General features: G+C 58.6%; 13 protein-coding genes and 8 pseudogenes. 10 read left to right on the top strand and 11 right to left on the bottom strand.

Features of this window, described 5'->3' with window-relative positions; translation table 11 throughout:
• Window positions 1-24: 24 nt before the first annotated feature.
• A complete protein-coding gene (locus tag NKI24_RS22970) occupies window positions 25-2187 on the top strand; it encodes an acetate--CoA ligase family protein (RefSeq protein ID WP_352748528.1) in 2163 nt (720 codons plus the stop codon).
• 462 nt (window positions 2188-2649) lie between these two features.
• A pseudogene (locus tag NKI24_RS22975) lies at window positions 2650-2894 on the top strand (transposase); the annotation flags it as partial.
• 363 nt (window positions 2895-3257) lie between these two features.
• Here NKI24_RS22975 and NKI24_RS22980 read toward each other — a convergent pair.
• The 3 genes and pseudogenes from NKI24_RS22980 to istA all read right to left on the bottom strand — a co-directional run bounded on the left by NKI24_RS22980 (window position 3258) and on the right by istA (window position 5129).
• Window positions 3258-3437, bottom strand: a complete 180-nt coding sequence (locus NKI24_RS22980) for a hypothetical protein (RefSeq protein WP_352748531.1) — start codon at window positions 3435-3437, stop codon at window positions 3258-3260.
• Entirely contained in the window at window positions 3421-3555 is a 135-nt protein-coding gene (locus tag NKI24_RS22985; protein ID WP_352748534.1) for a hypothetical protein, read from the bottom strand. The genes NKI24_RS22980 and NKI24_RS22985 overlap by 17 nt, the downstream gene beginning before the upstream one ends.
• Window positions 3549-5129: pseudogene (istA, locus tag NKI24_RS22990) on the bottom strand (IS21 family transposase). Before istA ends, NKI24_RS22985 begins: the two are co-directional and overlap by 7 nt.
• A gap of 784 nt (window positions 5130-5913) precedes the next feature.
• Between istA and NKI24_RS22995 the strand changes: the two are divergent.
• A pseudogene (locus NKI24_RS22995) lies at window positions 5914-6015 on the top strand (transposase); the annotation flags it as partial.
• Window positions 6016-6229: 214 nt separating this feature from the next.
• Here NKI24_RS22995 and NKI24_RS23000 read toward each other — a convergent pair.
• Both NKI24_RS23000 and NKI24_RS23005 read right to left on the bottom strand, forming a co-directional pair.
• Window positions 6230-6400 (bottom strand): hypothetical protein, encoded by a 171-nt coding sequence (locus tag NKI24_RS23000; RefSeq protein WP_352748673.1) that lies wholly within the window; start codon window positions 6398-6400, stop codon window positions 6230-6232.
• A 43-nt stretch (window positions 6401-6443) separates the two neighbouring features.
• Window positions 6444-7143: pseudogene (locus NKI24_RS23005) on the bottom strand (Mu transposase domain-containing protein); the annotation flags it as partial.
• A gap of 324 nt (window positions 7144-7467) precedes the next feature.
• On the opposite strand from NKI24_RS23005, the pseudogene NKI24_RS23010 reads away from it, so the two are divergent.
• The 3 genes and pseudogenes from NKI24_RS23010 to NKI24_RS23020 all read left to right on the top strand — a co-directional run.
• Window positions 7468-7986: pseudogene (locus NKI24_RS23010) on the top strand (ATP-grasp domain-containing protein); the annotation flags it as partial.
• A gap of 310 nt (window positions 7987-8296) precedes the next feature.
• A complete protein-coding gene (locus NKI24_RS23015; protein ID WP_352748537.1) occupies window positions 8297-9139 on the top strand; it encodes an enoyl-CoA hydratase/isomerase family protein in 843 nt (280 codons plus the stop codon).
• Window positions 9140-9291: 152 nt separating this feature from the next.
• Window positions 9292-9465: pseudogene (locus NKI24_RS23020) on the top strand (transposase); the annotation flags it as partial.
• A gap of 278 nt (window positions 9466-9743) precedes the next feature.
• On the opposite strand, the gene NKI24_RS23025 reads toward NKI24_RS23020, so the two are convergent.
• From NKI24_RS23025 to NKI24_RS23050, 6 genes and pseudogenes are all read right to left on the bottom strand, one after another.
• Window positions 9744-10115, bottom strand: a complete 372-nt coding sequence (locus NKI24_RS23025; protein WP_502901484.1) for a tyrosine-type recombinase/integrase — start codon at window positions 10113-10115, stop codon at window positions 9744-9746.
• Window positions 10061-10462: a hypothetical protein gene (locus NKI24_RS23030; protein ID WP_352748543.1), complete on the bottom strand. Its 402-nt coding sequence runs from the start codon at window positions 10460-10462 to the stop codon at window positions 10061-10063. Before NKI24_RS23030 ends, NKI24_RS23025 begins: the two co-directional genes overlap by 55 nt.
• A gap of 55 nt (window positions 10463-10517) precedes the next feature.
• Window positions 10518-10820, bottom strand: a complete 303-nt coding sequence (locus NKI24_RS23035; RefSeq protein ID WP_352748546.1) for a tyrosine-type recombinase/integrase — start codon at window positions 10818-10820, stop codon at window positions 10518-10520.
• Window positions 10821-11697: 877 nt separating this feature from the next.
• Window positions 11698-12279, bottom strand: a pseudogene (locus NKI24_RS23040) (IS256 family transposase); the annotation flags it as partial.
• A 75-nt stretch (window positions 12280-12354) separates the two neighbouring features.
• The gene (locus tag NKI24_RS23045; protein WP_352748548.1) at window positions 12355-13962 is read right to left on the bottom strand and encodes a GMC family oxidoreductase; all 1608 of its coding nucleotides are present in this window, start codon (window positions 13960-13962) and stop codon (window positions 12355-12357) included.
• Window positions 13963-14779: 817 nt separating this feature from the next.
• The gene (locus NKI24_RS23050; protein ID WP_352748551.1) at window positions 14780-15541 is read right to left on the bottom strand and encodes an SDR family NAD(P)-dependent oxidoreductase; all 762 of its coding nucleotides are present in this window, start codon (window positions 15539-15541) and stop codon (window positions 14780-14782) included.
• Window positions 15542-16694: 1153 nt separating this feature from the next.
• On the opposite strand from NKI24_RS23050, the pseudogene NKI24_RS23055 reads away from it, so the two are divergent.
• The 4 genes and pseudogenes from NKI24_RS23055 to NKI24_RS23070 all read left to right on the top strand — a co-directional run.
• Window positions 16695-16902 (top strand): annotated as a pseudogene (locus NKI24_RS23055) (IS21 family transposase); the annotation flags it as partial.
• Window positions 16903-17297: 395 nt separating this feature from the next.
• Entirely contained in the window at window positions 17298-17507 is a 210-nt protein-coding gene (locus NKI24_RS23060) for a hypothetical protein (protein WP_352748675.1), read from the top strand.
• On the top strand, window positions 17458-17739 hold the full coding sequence (locus tag NKI24_RS23065; protein WP_352748554.1) for a hypothetical protein: 282 nt from the start codon (window positions 17458-17460) through the stop codon (window positions 17737-17739). Before NKI24_RS23060 ends, NKI24_RS23065 begins: the two co-directional genes overlap by 50 nt.
• 694 nt (window positions 17740-18433) lie before the next feature.
• The gene (locus NKI24_RS23070; RefSeq protein ID WP_352748557.1) at window positions 18434-19132 is read left to right on the top strand and encodes a class I SAM-dependent DNA methyltransferase; all 699 of its coding nucleotides are present in this window, start codon (window positions 18434-18436) and stop codon (window positions 19130-19132) included.
• Window positions 19133-19174 lie beyond the last annotated feature (42 nt).

Here is a 19174-nt window from a genome sequence, read left to right on the forward strand (position 1 = left end):
TTCGACACTAGCAGGAGTTATCGATTGGATTACCAAGCAGGGCCGAACAGCCGGAGTGAGCGTCTCAAGCGCATGTTAACGCCGCGAAGCGCGGTATTTCTCGGCGGGGCAGCGATGATTCCTGCAATTGAGTATTGCCGTGCTCGCGGCTTTCGTGGCCGCATCCATGTTGTCAATCCGCGCCGGAGCGAACTGGCTGGCATTCCTTGCTTGCCCAGCGTAGCCAGCTTACCAGACGCGCCGGATATGGCCTACGTGGCCGTGCCGCGAGAAAATGCGATCGACCTCGTCCGAGAGCTGTCACAATTCGGTGTGGCGGGCGCGGTTTGCAACACCTCTGGCTTCTCTGAGATGCAAGGTGGGCAACGATCCCAACTCGATCTTGTGGAAGCGGCAGGCGACATGCCAATCATCGGGCCGAATTGCCCAGGAGTGGCCAACTTTGCAGATCGATCCGTCTTCATAATGGATCATTTCGGTGATCATGACACGGACGGCAGCGTTGCAGTCGTGAGCAACGGTGGCGCCTATCTTTCTGACATGGGCTGTTCTGACCGGGGGCTTCCTTTAGCCTATTCGGTCGGCTTGGGCAATCAGGCGATGGTCACTGTCGCCGACATTATGGATGTCGTTCTTGATGATGGTCGTGTGCGAGCGATCAATCTCTATATCGAGGGCATTGCTGACGCGGCAGCGCTCGCCACTGCCGGCCTGAAGGCCGCACGTAGGGGTATTCCGGTCGTCGTCGTTAAGGGCGGCCGTACAGGCGCAGGCCGCCGCGCCAGTCAATCGCACACTGCCTCACTTGCGGGTGACGACGTTGTTGCGTCAGCATTGTTCCGCCGGCTCGGGTTCGTCGAAGTGCGCACACCGAGCGAGGCACTGGAAACATTGAAGATGCTGTTGTGTACGCCACGCCCGCAAGGTCGGCGGACTGCATTTGCGACGAGTTCCGGCTCATATGCAGTTCTGGGCTCCGACATCGCTGAGACTAACGGCCTTGATCTGCCGCCGCCGTCATTGGAAGCGGCGGCGGAATTGAAAAAAAACTTGCCGCCTTTCGTCCATCCAGCCAATCCGCTCGACATCTCTTCCGCTCACGGCGCAGAGTTTGATCTGCAACTCAGCATATACAGAGCCTACCTGTCCGATGAACGTGACATGGCTGTGCAGGTGATGTGTTTCCCACCTGTCGGCGGCTCGGATCCGGAAAGCTGGATGACAACGACCAAGGCGTTTGCTCAAGCGGCATCTGAGCGGCGTATTCCTGCTGCTTTCGTCAACACTTTGCCCGAGCCCCTACCCATTGCCGCCCGAGAGCAAATGTTGGCTGCTGGTGTGGCGCCTTTGAGCGGCATCGAGGACGGGTTGCGTGCCGTCGCAAATGCAGCGCGTTTCTCGGAAGTGGCAAACGACCTTGCTCAGCGGCCCGACGAGGAAATTCTCCTACCTGGATGTATAGGGGATGTCAGGGAGGGGAGTGCTCTTAATGAAGCGGCTGCCAAATCGGAGCTAGCCCAAGCTGGAATTGCTGTGCCGCGCGGCCTCGTCGTCGGGCCTGATGAAGCCGCTGATTTGAATGAGCTTGCATTTCCGGTAGTGGTCAAAGCACTTAGCGCGGAGCTGGCGCACAAAAGCGAGCTCGGAGCCGTTGCACTGCGCTTGGCTACACCGGATGACGTCCGGCAAACCGTGCGCGAAATGGCCGAAAAGTTGAAACTTAGCGTCCCCGACCTTTCCATTCGGAACTACCTAGTGGAAGAGATGGTGAAAGACGGGGTCGGGGAGTTACTCGTTGGAATACGCAGAGTGGATTCCGTCGGCCTCGCCCTAACGATTGGAATGGGCGGCACGGAAGCCGAACTCCTACGGGATACTGCTACGGTCCTGTTGCCGGCTTCGCGCAGAATGATTACCGAGGCACTCCGTAGCCTGAGGCTTTTTCCTCTCCTCGATGGTTGGCGCGGTCGGCGAAAGGGCGACGTCGAGGCGGCAATTGACGCCATCCAGAATTTCGCACGGTTTGCGATCGCAAACAAAGATGTTTTCATCGAAGCCGAAATCAATCCGCTGATCGTGCGCCCAGAAGGCCTGGGAGCGGTTGCCGTCGATGCGGTGATGCGGCTCGCCCAACCGCAACGAGGCGCTGACCTGTTGAGTGTGGACGTTCAGATGGAAACGGATTGATTGATGGGCGTTTTGGAAGTGTGAAGGTCGTCGGCAGGAGCCGGCCTCTGGCCGCATCCTGCAGAGTGTTGCTTACCGCTCAGCCGGATTCCGACTTCGGCTAGATCGAGGATGGGTCTATGTCGCGGCCTGCTGCAACTGCATTGGCACGGTCAAGGATATGCTCTGTGGAATGCTGATTGGAGACCTTGCGACTGGCACTGGGGAACCCTTGGCCGCCGATGCTCTGAGAACCCGCTTCCGTTGAACTTCATCCGAAGCCCTGATTTCGGTCACCGTGCCCTTAAATTTAGCCATGGGAGGCGCACTGGCCAGAGCCTTAGGTTTAAGCGTTTCGCTCTTCAGCCGCTTCTCCCGTAACCCTTCGCGCAGTAGCTCTGGCCGCCGGCGACAGCCTCCTGGCCTGCTGCCGGTTCCATAGACCCCGAGTTAAGGTGTTGAAGATGGAACCGGAGTTTTCCCATGGAGAGAAGAAAGTTCAGCGAGAGTTCAAGCTTGAGGCTACGAGGATTGTGAAGGAACGAGGTGTTGCGGTCGCCCAGGCGGTGCGGGACCTCGACCTCCAGGAGAATATGCTGCGCGAATGGATTCGCGATCTGTCGGCCGATCGGCAGCATGCGTTTCCCGGTCATGGACAGATGAAGCCCGAGCAGCTCGAGTTCGACAAGCTGGGGCGCGAAGTGGCGAAGCTGAAGGCGGAGCGCGATTCCTAAAAAACTCTGGCAGGCCTTTGCCCGCCTGCGCGCCGTAAACAGCCCCATGAACTCGTACTTTAGAGGGTAGCGGCCGTCAGCTTATTGGAGGCACAGTCCCCGTTAAAAAACGTGGTCCACGGGTGCATGCGAACTTGGCGGCTGATTAGGAAGATGATGATTGGCATAGCCCAGACCCTCCTGCCGACAATCGGATGGAGGATTTGCTATGCCCAAAAAGACGACTAGCTAAGCTAGTGACCGCCCGGAATTGAAACCGATCAACGTTGGTGCCGCCGCCATCGACATTGATCAAAAATGCACACGCCGCGGTCGACCCGACCTGCAATGACACGCCAATACGTGCGTTCGGCACATTTACGCATGATCTGCACGATTGGCGGGCTGGTTCAAAGCGTGTGGCGTGACCAGTGTGGCGACGGAATCCACTGGGGTCATTGAATCGATGCAGGCGTCGGCAAAGCGCAGTCTGGCAACGGCGAGCCGGTTGGTCAGACGCTTGTCGGCACGCATAGCGGCTTCACGATCGAGCATCAAGCCGAGCCACTCGTCGGCTGAGATCGTCGGCGTTGCTCTGGTCGGCCAGGTCCCGGTAGGCGGCCATTCCGCCAAGGCCGAGAGCCTGCATCGGGTCGAGGGTTGGATGTGTCAGCATGGTTGGTTTGATTTCCTGTAATAGGAGCCGCCGCGGATGTTGGTGTGCAATGGCGTGGGCTTGACCGGCTCGGCCGCGGGCGGCACGCGGTCGAGGCCGGATTTGAGGATGGCGTTGACGGAGGAGTAGGTGATCGCATTGATGGTCAGTGCCCGCGCGCAGGCCGCCTCGAGCCGACCCCGCTCGTAGCGACGAGCCAGCGAGAGGATGCCAAACGCGGAGCGGTATCCCTGCTCGGGATGGGGACGGTCGCGCATCACCCGCTCGACCAGAATGGCGGTGTTGGCGCCGATCCCGACTGCCTGCCGGATCAGGTTCGCCGGCGTCGTATTGGCATAGCGCTGGTGCGCCTTGGGCATGTGCTCGTTGACGGTGACATGGCCGCACCGCTGCGAACGGCGGACATGGCTGGCGACGCGCGTGTGATCATGGAAGAGCTCGACCACCCGGTGGGTGAGACGCACATCCACGCGCCGCCCGATCAGCGCGTGCGGCATCGAATAGAAGGTCCTGTCGATCTCGACATGGTAGTCGGGATGCACCTTGGCCGATTTCCACTCCGCATATTCGAACGGCGCCGGCGGCAGCGGTGCCAGAGCCGACCGCTCGATCTCCTCGAACAGTTCGCGGCGGCTTTTGCCGACATGGCGCATGGGGCGGTTGTTGAGACCCTCCAGCAACCCCGCAATAGCGGCGTTGAGATCGCCGAGACTGAAGAAGCGCCGGTTGCGCAGCCGGGCTAGGACCCAGCGCTCGACGATCAGCACCGCGCCCTCGACCTTGCCCTTGTCGCGCGGCTTGCGGCTGCGGGTCGGCAGGATCGTCGTGTCGTAATGTTCGGCCATGGCGAAGGTCTGGTTGAGGGTCGGCTCGAACCACAGCGCCTTGGCGACGCCGGCCTTCAGATTGTCGCAGACGATCGCCTTTAGTTACCCCGCCGAAGAAGGTGAGTGCCCGGCACTGGCCCTCGATCCAGTCGGGCAGTTTTTGGCTGAAGCTGGCATAGGCGAAGGTGAAGGACGAGGCGCCCAGCACCGCGACGAAGATCTGCCTGGTAGATGACGCCAGTATCGGGATCGACAATGGGCACGGTGTGGCCCGCATAGTCGGTCTGCATCACCGCGCCCGCCTCGTAGCGGTTGCGGAACGTCGCGCTCGACCGGCGCTGGAAAGCCGGTCACAAAACCAGGTGTAGCCATAACCATCGGGGTGCGCCGCGCGGTATTCCTGCCACAACAACGTCAGCGTCACGCCCTTGCGCTTCAGCTCGCGCGAGATCATCGCCCAATCGGGCTCGTCCAGATGCTGCGGCGGACGGCCAACCCGGCGAAACAGAAGCCGCTCAAGCAATACGTCATAGCCCGGCGGCAGCGGCCAGTCCGAGATGCCAGCCTCACGCGCCCGCAACAGATAGGTCGAAGCCGAAGTCTTGCTGATCTTCAGCCGTTCCGACACCGCTCGCACCGAGAGGGCCTGCTCATGCGTCAGGCGCAGGATGGATCGTAGGCTTTCACTGTCGTTCGTCTCGCTTGCTTCCGTCTTAGGCCCCTCTCAACCCGATGATGAGAGGGCAAAATGCCAGAACGGCGCTCCCGAGAACCGACCGTTATCCGCCCCGAAGACTGTCCGCGATTAGCGGAATCACTGTCCCGTAATTACTGAAATCCGTGTCCGCGAATTAGCGGAATGGGTGTCCGCGAATTTCTGAAACACGCACGCGTTACGCCAAGAACGTGCCTGGGCGCAAGACAGATGTGAGCGATGCCGCATGGCTGCAGCTCCATTCCTCCGATCTGTTACGCGGGAGCTTCCGCCCTGATGCTGAGGTTGCGACCCTGCGCGCCTATCTGCGTCAACGGGGGCGGCTCGTGGAATACGCAGCCGCCCACATTCAGCACATGCAAAAGGCCCTGATGGAGATGAACCTGCAACTTCATCACGTCGTCTACGACATTACCGGTGCGACCGGGATGCGAATTATCCGGTTAAGGGCAATCCCGACGTGTTGGCGACCTACCGCGATGTGCGCTGCCATTCCTCCATCGAGAGGATCCGCGCCGCGCTCGTGGGCAACGGTCGAGACGAACATGTCTCGCGCTGACCCATTCGCTGGAGCTACGACGCCTACCAGGCCAAGATGCTGGACTGCGATCGCAAGCTGGAATCCTTGGTAGCGGCGCTGCCTGACAAAGGTGCCAACGCCGGTCGGGAAACTATCCAAGGCATGCGTTAAGACCAAGCAGGTCAATACACCTCGTTCAATGTGAGGACCGCTCAATACGGCGTGCTTGGCATCAATGTGACCGAGATGGATGGGTTGGGTCCTCACTCGCGTTGAAGCTCATTGGCGAGTGCGGGATGGATCTGAGGCCACGGCCGACCGCGAAGCACTTCACCTCATGGCTGTGCCTGGCGCCGGGGGACAAAATCTCGGGCGGCAGGGTGCTCTCCTCCCGCAAACGGAGATCGTCAAGTCGGGCAGCAGCATTGTTGCGGTTGGCGGCCGCGACCATTGGGCGGAGCGATATGGCGCTTGGCGAGCACCTACGGCACACGTCGGGTCTGGCGCGACGTCCTGGCGGAAGGGCCTGCCCTGCGGCCTCATGCAGGAGAACGGTGCGCATTTCGCAAAAACGGGACAGTCGTTCCGCTAATTTTGCGGACAGCAGTTTCACTAGACTAATTCCCGGACAGCTGGATGTGTCGGTTTTCGGTTGCCTGGTATGGCAGCTTCACGATCGAGCATCAGGCCAAGCCACTCGTCGCGGCTGAAATCGTCGGCTTTGCTTTGTTCGGCCAGCTCCCGGTAGGCGCTCGCCATTCCGCCGAGGCTGACGGCCTGCATCTGGTCAGGGTAGGATCTGTCAGCATGGGTTGGTTCCTTTCATTCATTTATAGTAGGAGCCGCCGGGGATGTTGGTATGCGGCGGCGCGGGTTTGCTCGGCCGAGGGCCTTGCCCGATCAAGGCCGGATTCGAGGATGGCGGTCACCGAGGAATAGGTGATCGCATTGATGGTCAGCGCCCGTTCACAGGCCGCTTCCAGACGCTCCCGCTCATAGCGGCTGGAAAGCGAGATGATGGCGAAGGCGAAACGATATGCTTGCTCTGGATGAGGACGATCCCGCATCATCCGCTCGACCAGCGGTGTTGGCGCCAATCCCAGCCGCCCGCATGTGCTCGTGACGGTGACATGGCCGGAACGCTGGGAACGCCGCACATGGCCGGCGATCCGCTTGTGGTCATGGAAGACCTCGACCACCCGGTGCGTGAGCCGCACGTCCACGCGGCGGCCGATCAAGCCATGCGGCAGGGAATAGAAGGTCCTGTCGACCTCGACATGATAGTCGGGATGAACCTTCGCCGATTTCCACTCGGCATATTCGAAGGGCGCCGGCGGGCCGTTGTTCAGATCCTCCAGCAACACCGTGATTGCAGCATTGAGATCGCCGAGGCCGAAGAAGCGCCTGTTGCGCAGCCGGGCCAGGATCCAGCGCTCAACGATCAGCACTGCGCCCTCGACTTTCCCCTTGTCGCGTGGCTTGAGATTTCGGGTCGGCAGGATCATCGTGTCGTGGTGCTCGCTTAAGTGCCTGTCCACCGAACCGGCCGCACGCCAGTACGCCTCGCCACGAAGGCCTTGATCGCCTGCGATCCTCACGATCCATGGGTGGTGCCGATACCTTTATAGCTCGTTGGATCGTGGTCGAGGTAGCTCAGCCATTCGGCTTTCGCCCTCGGCACCTAGCGGTAATCACAACGCTGCAACAGATCCTTCAAACAAATTCATAGAAACTTTGCGACCGCTGATCGCTGACAGTGGTACGCTCACCACAAAGTCTGAGGTACAGGCAAAGTAAAAAGATGATGCCGATTCTTGGACCGCCGCAAGCAACCTCGGAGTTACCAGCCAATGGCAGGAAGAGCATTTATTCTGGTTGAAGGCCATCCAAGAGGTAACGGTTTGCGAGACGTCCAAGCGGCCAAGCGTCTTGGTCTTGATCCAACTACCCAGTCGGCTGATCCAGCTCAATACGACTATGTTGCGGCGGAAAGAAGTGAGTCAATCCGTGTCGATACAGACGATCTCGATGCGCTGATCCGCGAATGTTGCCAGCTAAGTGCGACGTATGACGTTGCTGGCATTACTGGCTTTTCGGGCGACGACGAGTCAGTCTATGCGGCAGTTGGCAAGCTCTGCCGGCATTTCAATCTACCCGGACCGGACCCCGTATCCATCGAACGATGCTGTGACCAATTCGTTCAACGTCAGCTCCTCGCGGAGGGCGGCGTTCCAATGCCTGCTTATCGCTTGGCAGCGAATGCGACGGACGTAGAAAGTTCTGCCGCGGAGATCGGCCTGCCGGTGAGCAGCATCGGTCTCGGATTGTGCCGCAATGCCGACGAGTGGGCCGAACATACCACCTATCTGCCAAAGCCGGCCAGGCCAAGCATACGATCAAGCGGATCGTCGTCTCCTATGAGGCGGCCGCGGCTTCTGGCTGGCGCACTGGCTGCGGGCGCGCGACATCGAGGCCTACGCGATGCACCCTGCCAGCATTCCGGTGTGGCGTGAGCACCCGGCGTGCCAAGCCCGATCGGCTCGATACCGAGCAGCTATTGCGCGCCTTCTTCGGCTGGCTGCGTGGCGAGAAGCGCCTGGATGCGACATGAGTACGCTTGAGGCCCGCGAATCCGAGATAGACATCTGTCAACGAGTTAACCGCCCCAGGAAGAGAGTGATGGACCGAATTGCCCCTGAGCCCACCGAGTATGAGCACCTCCTGTATGAGGTCGATGCGGAACACGTCTGCTGGCTGACCCTGAATCGGCCAGCCAAAATCAACGCCATCAACGAGCGCCTGGTCGCTGAACTCCGGGCCGGGCTTCTTCGGGCCGACCAGGATGACAATGTGAATGTGGTGGTTATCCGCGGCGCCGGCCGGGGATTCTGCTCTGGCCACGATCTCGATGAAGATACGGCGGATGATCGCTCGTCCATCTACGAATATCGCCTGAAGTACATCCGTCAGTTTGAGGAATTCACGACGCCGTGGACTCTTAGCAAGCCCGTTATAGCGTCCGTTCACGGGTATGCTATCGCCAAAGGGTTTGAACTTTCGCTCGTATGCGATGTCTCCATTGTCACTTCGGATATCCGGATGGGCTACGGCGAGGTGCGGTACGGACTGTCCGGTCATTGCATGTTTATGCCGTGGCTCGTGAACATGAAGACTGCAAAAGACATTCTGCTCACTGGGCGTGAACTTTCAGCACAAGAGGCCAAGGAGATGGGACTGGTCACCGAAGTCGTGGCGCCTGAGGATCTTCACGAAGCCACTCGCCGGAAAGCCACGCTCATGGCGCGAATGCCGCGCGAAATGCAACGAATGCACAAGATGTATCTCAATCGCGTTTACGAAATGCAGGGGCTCAAGAGCGCGACCGATTACTATCTTGAGCAGATGGCGATCATGGGCGCACAGCCGCTTCCTGAGTATGTCGAGCTAACCAAGATGACGGTCGAAAAGGGCCTGAGGACGGCTTTGGACAATGCGCAAGCGCGTTATAAAGGACTTGAGTGACGATTGCAGGCGGCTCGGGCTGTCCCCGCCCGACGTCGTGAGCGAGAAGTTGATCCTCAGTGAGATGCTTCGCAGGAGGATCGACGAATTCTGCGCGAGTTGGGACTGTCAGGAATTCTGTGCGTGAGGCCATGATGATGGAATATCATCACATGGCGATCGAGAAAGAACTCCTGGACCAATTGCTTGCTGAGCGCGATCCGAATGAGGTGTTTGCCAAGGACAGTCTGCTTGAAGATCTGAAGAAGGCGCTGTCGAAGCGGATACTGATCGCGGAGCTTGACCAGCGCATTGAGAAGGAGCGGGCCGACGGCGGCGCCAATCGCGGAAGGCGGCTTCGTTTCACGACGGCCAAGCACACGGGGCGTGCTTGCGGTGATAGCCGGTGACCGCGACAAACTCATCCAGGATCCGCTGCTTGTCAGTCCGGCAGCTCGATCGATAACGCTCAATAATTGCTTCAACCAATTCCGCCCGTGTTGCCATGCTGATCCGATTTGCCATCCATCGTCCCCCGAGCCAGAATGGCAAATGACGCTGCATCCCGTTCGGGACCGCGAACCTACCGGTAACGTTCAGCGTGAGGCAATGCGGGGTCAATTTCTCACTTCGCGACAAGAGCCTTGTCGCTGTTGAGGCGGGCTAGGTTGCAGGCTGCGCGGAAAACCACATTGAGCCCTGTCTTCGACAAACGGTTGCGGCGCGACCTGAGGAAAAACGCCACATCCTTTGGTGTGGGAAATGCGGCATCGCGATGCCGCGAATAGTTCGTAGCGCCGCCGGCGTGACCAGGCGATTCCTTGCGGAACTTGGTCCTCCGGATGTGCAGTACACCATCGACCAGATCGACATCGGCGCGATCGAGGCGGAGTGCCTCGCCGGAACGCAGGCCCGTACTCGCCAGCAATCCGACCAGCATTGTCAACACCACGCTCCGCTCGGGATATTCCGGCAAAACTCGCCTGCACGCCAACATGAGCGAACCGAGTTCCTCGTCTTTATGCGCGGCAGCGGAATGGCGCGATATCTGGGGAGCGCGCCGGGGGTCAAGCGGCTCGGTCCGCGCGTCATAGCGGCGAGGTACTCGCAAAAGCGACGGATCACGCCATGACGAATGGGACGGCCATTGGCTGTCCCGTCCCCCGAAAGAACGAAGTTGAGCACCATGTCTGGCGTCAGGGGGCTGTCAAGCTGCTCCGCCTTCACATAGCGCGCCAGCGCCCGCAAGGTCGCGGCCTGCTTCTGGAACGCGTAGCCGAGCGCGCGACGCAACGCGATATATGCCTCGATCATCTCGGCCAGCATTGCCGCAAAGGCGTTCATGACGCGCCTCCCGGAAAGGCCAGTGCAACGTCGATGAGCTGCGGCAGCGCCACCTTCAGATGGCCGTGGCATCGATGCTCCGATGACCCAGCAGGTCGGCGACCCCATTGATTGGGCGCCGTTTCCAGACGAGCTGTGTTGCCAGGCTATGGCGCACCGGATGGGCACCGGCCATGCGGGGAAGCTCAAGCCCGCTTTGCTCGAATCGGGATTGAACGCTTTCCGAAATAGAGGCTGCACACTCAAACGGACTCTGGCGGAACTTAGGACAGAAAAAAAAGCCGCCGACTTCGACCTCTGGCCTTGCATGCAGCACATGCGCGGCGAGCGCCGCGCCCGGTTCGTGCAAGAGCGACACGACCCGGTCGCGCCGCGACTTGGTCCGCGCACGAGCACTCCCGCCGCGCGCCAGCGAATGTCCTTAAGCTCAAGCAACGGCAGCTCCTTGTTGAGAAGCCAGTGGCGAGCAAGAGCTGGAGCGCGCGATCACATACACCTGACGGCGACGACACGTCGATTACGTGGCTGGCGCGCCTGACATCGTCCCATGTGAGTCTCGGTGGCAGATGGGCAAATCGATAGCAGGGTGTACGCGGGGCGAAGCGAGCAAGATCCTGGCTGTTGAGCTCCGACCAACGCACAAACCGCGGAAACCTCGGACGTTGGACGTGATCGAAGCCCGCGTGTATTCGTTGGAAGACAGCGTCAGGAGATGCTCGACTAGGGCGAGCACATGCTCGCCCAACATAGTGGCAAGCGACCTGCCCGGAACATGCGTGTCGTACCAATTGAGAATCCGGCGCGCGGCGAGGAACGGTCCCTCGCAGGTTCTTAGGCGCCAAGCCACGGACCCGTCGCAGGTGATCTCGATAATCGTCGAGCAATGGCCCGAGCGGATCCGGCTTGACGCACAGGTTGAAAACCGTTCGGATGCGACGCGGTCGTGCGTGCTCGATCGCCGTTCGCGCTCCGAGGCGTGGTGTTGCTGTCCGGAGACTGTGTACGAAACGACACATCCTGATCGATCGTCGCCGCTCGGGTATGCGGGCTGCGAAATCACTGACCCCTGCCAAGTCGACTGAGATAAATCTTCTAGGCCAAGGCGTGCCTATAACCGATCTGGGAAAAATGTGCCGAAATGCGGTCCATCTCTCCACCCAGCGCCGAGCGTGGCCCGCGGGGTGGTGTAGCTGACGGCGTTGGTCGCCGCGCTCTCCGGCATGGGGCCGGGATGATCAGCGGGCCACGGCTGGGAGACTGATGAGAGGATCATCGCTCATTTGGCTGATGATTTCCAGTGTCATCTATCTGGCGCGCTGCACGGCCCATTCGTCATTCTGCTCGAGCAGGAGCGCGCCGACGAGGCGGGCGATGGCGTCGTCGTTGGGGAAGATGCCGACGACCTCGGTTCATCGCTTGATCTCCCCGTTGAGCCTTTCGATTGGGTTGGTGCTGTAGAGCTTGGCGCGGTGCTCCTTCGGGAAGGTCATGTAGGCCAGCACGTCGGGCTCGGCATCGTCCATAATGGCGGCGAGCTTCGGGACCTTCGGCCGGATCTGGTCGGCGACGGCGCGCCATTGGGTGCTGGCGGCTTCCGGCGTCTCCTGGGCGAATGCGGTGGCGATGAAGGCGGAGACAACACTGCGCCCGCTCTTGCCGCGTGCGCCAGCACGTTCCGCATAAAGTGAACGCGCGGCACCTCTGCCAGGTCGCGCGCAGCACCCTGGTGACGGCGGCCTTGGGGCCCTCATGCGCGTCGGAGACGACGAGCTTGGCGCGCAGACCGCGGCGGGTCAGCTTGGCAGGAACTTCGTCCAGACCGCGATGTAACGTTAAATTTCTCTTACAATACTGCGAATAAGATACCACGCGCGATGCGACACAGAAAATCTCTAAAGATCTATTGATGAACGAATAATTGACGCTGCTTTCTCAGCGATCGCCAGAGTTACGGCATGTGTATTGACGGAGGATGCCATCGGCATGATCGACGCATCGACAACTCGCAGTCCACTCAATCCGCGAACTTGAAGTTTGGGATCGACAACAGCCCGTTCATCATTGCCCATTCGACAACTGCTTGAGAAATGAAGACCAGACGCACCGTATTCTCGTGCGTATTCCAGCAGCCCCTCATCGCTCGTTGTTGCAGGCCCTGGCAGTGTCTCGCGAACGCTAAAGCGGACGAGTTCCGGCCGCTCGAATAGTCCGCGTGCCAGTCTTATCCCTGAGAGGAGGCATTTACGATCCAAAGGTGCCGAGAGATAGCCAAGCGATATTGCCGGAGGGGCATTCGGGTCAGCAGAAACGATACTCACTTGTCCACTGCTCTCGGGAAAGGATTGCCATAAGCCGATTGTCATGCCCGGCAGTGATTCAAGTTTGCCCAGGCCAGCCCAACTGCCTGGAGTGAAGCTCAGTTGGAGGTCTGCAGCGACCACACCCTCCCAGCTACGAGCGAAAAGAACTGCGTTGCTCGCTCCTGATGACAAAAGGCCTCGCCCACGCAGAGCATATTGCAAGAGCTCGCGGAAAAATCGCGCCCCTCTTGCCATTTCATTGAGGGTTACGGAGCCTCGGACCCGGTGGGCGACGTAGACAAGGAAGTGATCCTTTAAATTTTCGCCAACACCAGGCGCATGGTGGACCACAGGGATGTTGTGACTGGACAGAACGTCGCAAGCCCCAACCCCAGACAACTGTAATATTTGGGGTGACTTGAGAGCTCCCGCAGAAAGGATGACCTCGCGATTAGCCCTAACGTGGAATAGACGACCGGCTCGTAGGAATTCAGCCCCAATCGCGCGACGATCTTTAAATAGTACGCGCGTACACAGTGCATTAGTCAACAATTCAAAGTTCGAACGTGCCCTCGCTCTACTTAGAAATGTGCGGGCAGTGCTTGCCCTGAAGCGACCTCTGCGGTTCTGCTGAAACCATCCTACGCCGACATCTCGGGGGCTATTGATGTCTTCGAGCACGGGAAACCCTAGAGAGTTGGCACTCTCGATGAACGCCGAGGATAACGGATGACGGACTGCCAAAGTCGTCACCGGCAAAGGTCCATCACCTCCACGGTTGGCGGTGCCGCCACCGTCGTGTTTCTCAATCGATCGAAAGTGGGGCAACAACTCGTTGTAGCTCCAACCTGTGCACCCAAGCTGGGCCCAGCGATCGTACTCTTCCGGATGCCCGCGAACAAACAGCATTCCGTTTATCGAACTGCTACCGCCCAAGACTTTTCCCTGAGGCAGATCAAGGCTACGACCATTGAGCTCCGGAGACCGTTCACTTCGGAACCTCCAACTGACTGTCCTGTCGTTCTGGAGTTTGAGAAACCCGGCCGGCACATGGATCAATGGGTTCTTGTCAACCGGACCCGCTTCGAGCAGCAGAACTCTGAATCGACCATCTTCAGACAACCGGTCAGCAACAACACTGCCGGCTGACCCTGCCCCAATAATGCAGAAGTCGCATTCGATATGATTGGCTATATCCATATTACGCTTGATCGCAATCGCTGCCGCTGTGCGACTTCAGGTCGAGGTGGGCATCATCAAACCTCCCCAGAGGCCCCATTAGTAGCCGAACCGTGAAGGACGGGCGGTCAGTTCCAAACTCAACTCGCAGGATAGCTTCAAATCGTCCTCGCGAATGTGAAGTTCATTGAATATTCTGCTACACTCCGTTTCGATGACTGTTGATGGGATCTAGCGTCGCCATGGCGACGCAACGGGCCGCCACGCGATCGACGATGTTAAAAATCTCCATATTTACACGAAATCTTATCACCGCTGTCACATTCAATAAGATAAGCTCCGACTAATCGGTGATGCGCTCAAAGAATGCTGTGCCCAACTTGGCGAGACTGTCTGGGGCTTCTCATGATCGGATCCCTACTGGAAGGAGTGAGAGTAATCAGCCTCTGCAGAACAGTATGCTGGACCATATGCAACCCTACTGCTGGCGGAATCTAGGCGCAGGTGTCACTCTTATCGAGAGGCCCAACGGAGGTGATGCCGCCCGGAAAGTTCAAAGCCTCTTTTCTTTGTTGAACCGCAACAAGTGTTGTCCTTGATCTCAAGTCAGCCATCGGTCGGGCACGGTTTTTTAAGTAGAGCAGAACTGCTGTGGCGTCAAAACACTAAACGCGAGCCTCTCGACGCTCACAGGGAGAGAGCGCTCGTCAAACAAATCGCTGACGACAAGCATCGCCTCTTCGTCAGGGAGCCTCTCGGCAATCGCCCCGCCCTATGACTGATTGCCACCGGTGACGATGACAACTTTGCCTGATAGCCGATTACCCTAAAATCCCTCTTATCCTGCAGTGACGCCGCCATCTATCGGAAGAGCAACCCCTGTAATGTGCCTGGCTGCCTCGCTCGCGAGGTACAGCGTCAAGCTTGCTATTTCTTTCGGAGTAGCCACGCGACCCTGAGGTATCGCATCAACATTCCTTTGAAGGACCTCGTCGAGGCTAACCGGCTTAGTATGTGCAGACACAAGCATGGGCGTATCAACGGCGCCAGGACAGACGGAATTGATGCTGATTTGCTCTTTGGCGTGATCAAGGGCCATGGCTCGCGTCAGAAGAACGACCGCGCCCTTCGACGCACAATAGGCAGCCAGGCCGGAACAGCCAACCAGCCCCACATTCGAGGCTATGTTGACAATGCTGCCGCCGCCGGTCCTCCTCATAGCCTTCACCGCGGCGCGGCTGAAGTAGAACACACCGTTGACGTTGGCGTCGAATGTCTGATGCCAATCATCATCCGTGGTCTCGATGACGGTTCCACGCCGTATGATACCTGCGCTGTTGACCAAGACGCTGACCTTTCCAAACCGCTCTACGGTGGAGTTAATCACTTGGCCAGCGAAGGCCGAGTCAGCCACATCGCCTAGCATCAATTCGGCCGGACAATTGAGTTTCTGAACCGACTCTAAGGCTCGTTGGCCCCGCTCTCGATCGCGGCCGACCAATACGAGTGACGCCCCTGTCGCGGCGAAGGCCTCTACGACGGCCTCCCCTATCCCCGACGTCGCGCCAGTAACGATAACAACCTTCTTGGAGTGCGTCATGGTAGTGATTCTCCAGCCGAAGTGACGTTGGCCCAATCTGATAAGCCAAGCGGATGCTTGCGCCCACGGCGCCTCCCATGAGCTCCGGCAACTGCCGCAGCCGCGCCGAGAGCTAATCCGCTAAATTGCAACCAGCAAGTTCTCATCAAACCAGGCCTCTACGGTTCCGTCCATGCACCTGGTTTGAACGACATTATTCTCATGTTTCTATTACTCCCTAGGCGCAATGCCGCTTTTCAGAAAATTCCTATTTGCCACCATTGGCTCAACCGAAAGTAAAACGCTCCGCGTAGCGCGTAGAACTCGCGCCGATAGCATTCCTCATATTCTACATGTACTTTTCGTATCGGCATCCTGTGCAATTTTGACGTGTCGCAGGTTGCTTTCTGAACGCATTCGTGCACGTGAGGCACGCAACTGAAATGCCCTCGCTATTCAATTAGCGCACGCTCCACCACTGGTAAATACCGTTAAGTTAAGAGTTTTGTTAAGTATTTATAAAGAACTATTGTGCCATATGGACGTTTCGCCTCTATTCGTCACGACGCGCTCCAATTCCAAAGAGATCAAAGCCTCCTTCGTTCGCCCCAGAAAGACTGCATCGCTCTTGCACGGTCAGTCACGAGGCGGGTCAACGACGTTGCCGTCGTTGGCCACAATGGGCAGATCCGGACCTTGTTATCCTTGCCGTGGAGTCGCTCTGACGGGAACGCGCGGAGGCAATATGCCGACATGGCGAGCAAAGCCATGCCGAGCTTGGCCACGAAGTGCGTCAGCCAGCATACAATTTGGCACACGACAGCCGTCCACATCCTGCGCGCTGGTGTTGACATCAACACAATCCGTGCCTGGCTTGGCCACGTGTCGTTGGATATCACCCACATCCACGCCGAGGTCGACCTGGAAGGAAGGCCAAGCGTTGGCCAGCGTCGACATCCACAGGTTGAGCGGGCCGCCTCGGCAACGTACTCTGCCGTCATTGATGGCATTCCTGAAAGCCTTGTAGCCGCCAACCGACGCCTCCTTATGTCGCGGGCCGGGGCAGGGAAACCGCCGACATCTTGGCCCGCCCCGACAGCCACAACATACATTTGGATACATTGACCGCCTTTTGTGAACTTCTACGGAGATTTAAGTAGGGCTGTCGTCGACGATGCGTCAGAAGCATGCGGCCGGCGACAGGATCTTCGTGGGTTATTCCGGCAAGGAGCTACCGATTGTCGATCGCAAGACCGGTGATGTCCGCGAGGCGCAGAACTTCGTGGCGCTGCTGGGTGCTCCAGCTACACCTTTGCCGAAGCGACCCGGACGCAACGCTCCCCGACTGGTATGGCTCGCATGTCCGGACGTCTCGGTTTTTCATGGCATTCCCAGATCTCCGATTCCGACACAGAATCGGGAGGCTCACAGGTCACTCGCATTCCTGAAAGCTTGACCCGAAACAGCACTTACTGCTCGTGCGGCCACAGGACCAAACGCCGGCAGCATTAGGTTGATGATCGCCACCTCCTTGAAACCGGCTATCCGGGAGCCGACTCCGTATGGTCGGACAGCCATGCTCAGCAACACGGCAAGGAACAGCTATAGATCAGCCGCGGCCATTGCGCCGCCAATGACCATCTGCCCCTATACGGAGAAGTGTCACGAACGCGCTCGATCAACAGACCGAACTGGACGTTGCGCCGAACCCCCATTTTGTCAAAGGCTGCGCGAAACGCGATCCAGTGGCAGGGTCATTCCTGCGACGGAAGCCCACATGATCCAGCTGATCGCACCCGCTTGCCATGGCGATTTTGCGGACGAACCTCACGCAATGCATCAGAATCCACTCTTTCCGATCACGACGAAGGTCCGTTCCCGCGAACAACGGAAGTGCGCAAGGGCCCGCGCGGCGCAAAACAAGAATCAGTGGAGTTATGTCGACTTCGAAACCTTCCATTGCCATCCGCTGGCAGGAAGGAATTAGCGTCGATGTGCTTTTGTACGGCGAAATTGAGCGCAACGATATAGTATCGTCCCTTCAACGAACAGCTTTCACTTCGCCTTCACGAAAAACGCTTGAGCTGCAGCTCAGGTATGTCGGCCCGCCAATCATCTATGGCGACACGTTGAAGACGTCGGCGAGGCGGCGGCTCGCCGTGCGCTACGAGCGGCCAGCACGCATCACGGGCCTGTGGCCGCAAGAAATAGCCGCATGATTGAGGCCAGAAGCGCCGCGATGCCGTGAGGATCTGCAAACGCAGCAGATCGAGATGACGAACGATTCTGCGAGCGCGAGAATTGCGATGACCTCAGTGCTTTCCGCTCTTTCTTCCAGCCAGGAAACTCGGACGGAAAATTCTAATCCAAATCGGGGCGTTTTATCAGGGGGCTCATCACTCCATCAGCGCGAGGTTGCAACGAGCCCGGGCCATTTTCAACGTCTCAGCTAGCAGACTTTCGTCAGGCCCGAGACGAAAGTCTCATGGGTTCACCTCCTTATGTGCAAAGAGTTGTTAATATTAATTCTCGAATATATTAAAATACGTGCAACAAACGGAAATGAAATTAACAGTAATTTTAACTTATTTATACTTCCTTGTTAGCGTCAGAGTCGATATATATTGTTCTGTCGTTACGTATCAGGCTTAAACCAGCCTACCATCAACTTGCTCGTGAAAGGAGGAAGTCCCATGTCTGCTGGAGAGGCTGGCAGAAGCGCCCTTGCGGCCACTCGGTTCGTAGGACCGAACGCGGGCAGCATTAGGCGACCTGATGATCGCCAGCTCCTGGAAACCGGCTATCCGGAAGCCCACTCCGTGTCGTCGGACAGACATGCTCAGCAACACGGCAGGAACACTAATAGATCAGGCGCGGCCATTGTGCCATCTGCCCCTACACGGAGGAACTGTCATGAATACCCTCGATCAACGGACCGCACTGGAGCAAGCCGCGCGAAAGCGCATCAAGGATTCGCATGCCCTCGGCGGCCACTCCGGGCGCTTAGCCCATTTCTATCGCGGATGGGCGAACTCCTATGATCTCGATGTCGGTCGCGAGGAGTACTGCGGGCCGACAGTCGTTGCGGAGCTCGCGAGCGCCGTGCAGGCAGCGTATTTGGCCAATGACCGAGCGGCCATCGCAATCCTAGACGCTGGGTGCGGTACAGGTCTCGTCGGCGTGCAGTTGAAGCGCCTCGGTTTCCAGTTGCTCGACGGGTTTGACCTTTCCGAGGAGATGGCCGAAAAGGCCCGGAAAACTCTCGTCTACCGCCATGTCCAAGGCGATGTTGACCTTAATGGGCCGCTCTCCGACTACTCCAGTGCGACTTATGACATTACGGTCTGCTGCGGCGTCTTCACGCTCGGGCACATACGACCGGACGCACTACGCGAACTGGCTCGCGTCACGCGCCCCAACGGATTCATCGTTGCAAGCACCCGCAAGAGCTATGCGGAGGCCGCATCCTTTGGCGATGAGGTGCGGCGTCTGCAGGATGAGAGCGTGCTTGTGACGGCACAGTGTCTAAACGATGGCAAATACGTCGCGGAAGAGGGCGCACACTACTGGGTTTTCCGAGTGTCCCAAAGGGCCAGCGCACCGGCAGGATAGTGCCCAATTCGGACGGGAAATGACGCAGGTGCCGCATAGGAC

Origin of the sequence: Mesorhizobium sp. M0701, assembly GCF_040320365.1 — a bacterium.
Classification (GTDB): domain Bacteria; phylum Pseudomonadota; class Alphaproteobacteria; order Rhizobiales; family Rhizobiaceae; genus Mesorhizobium.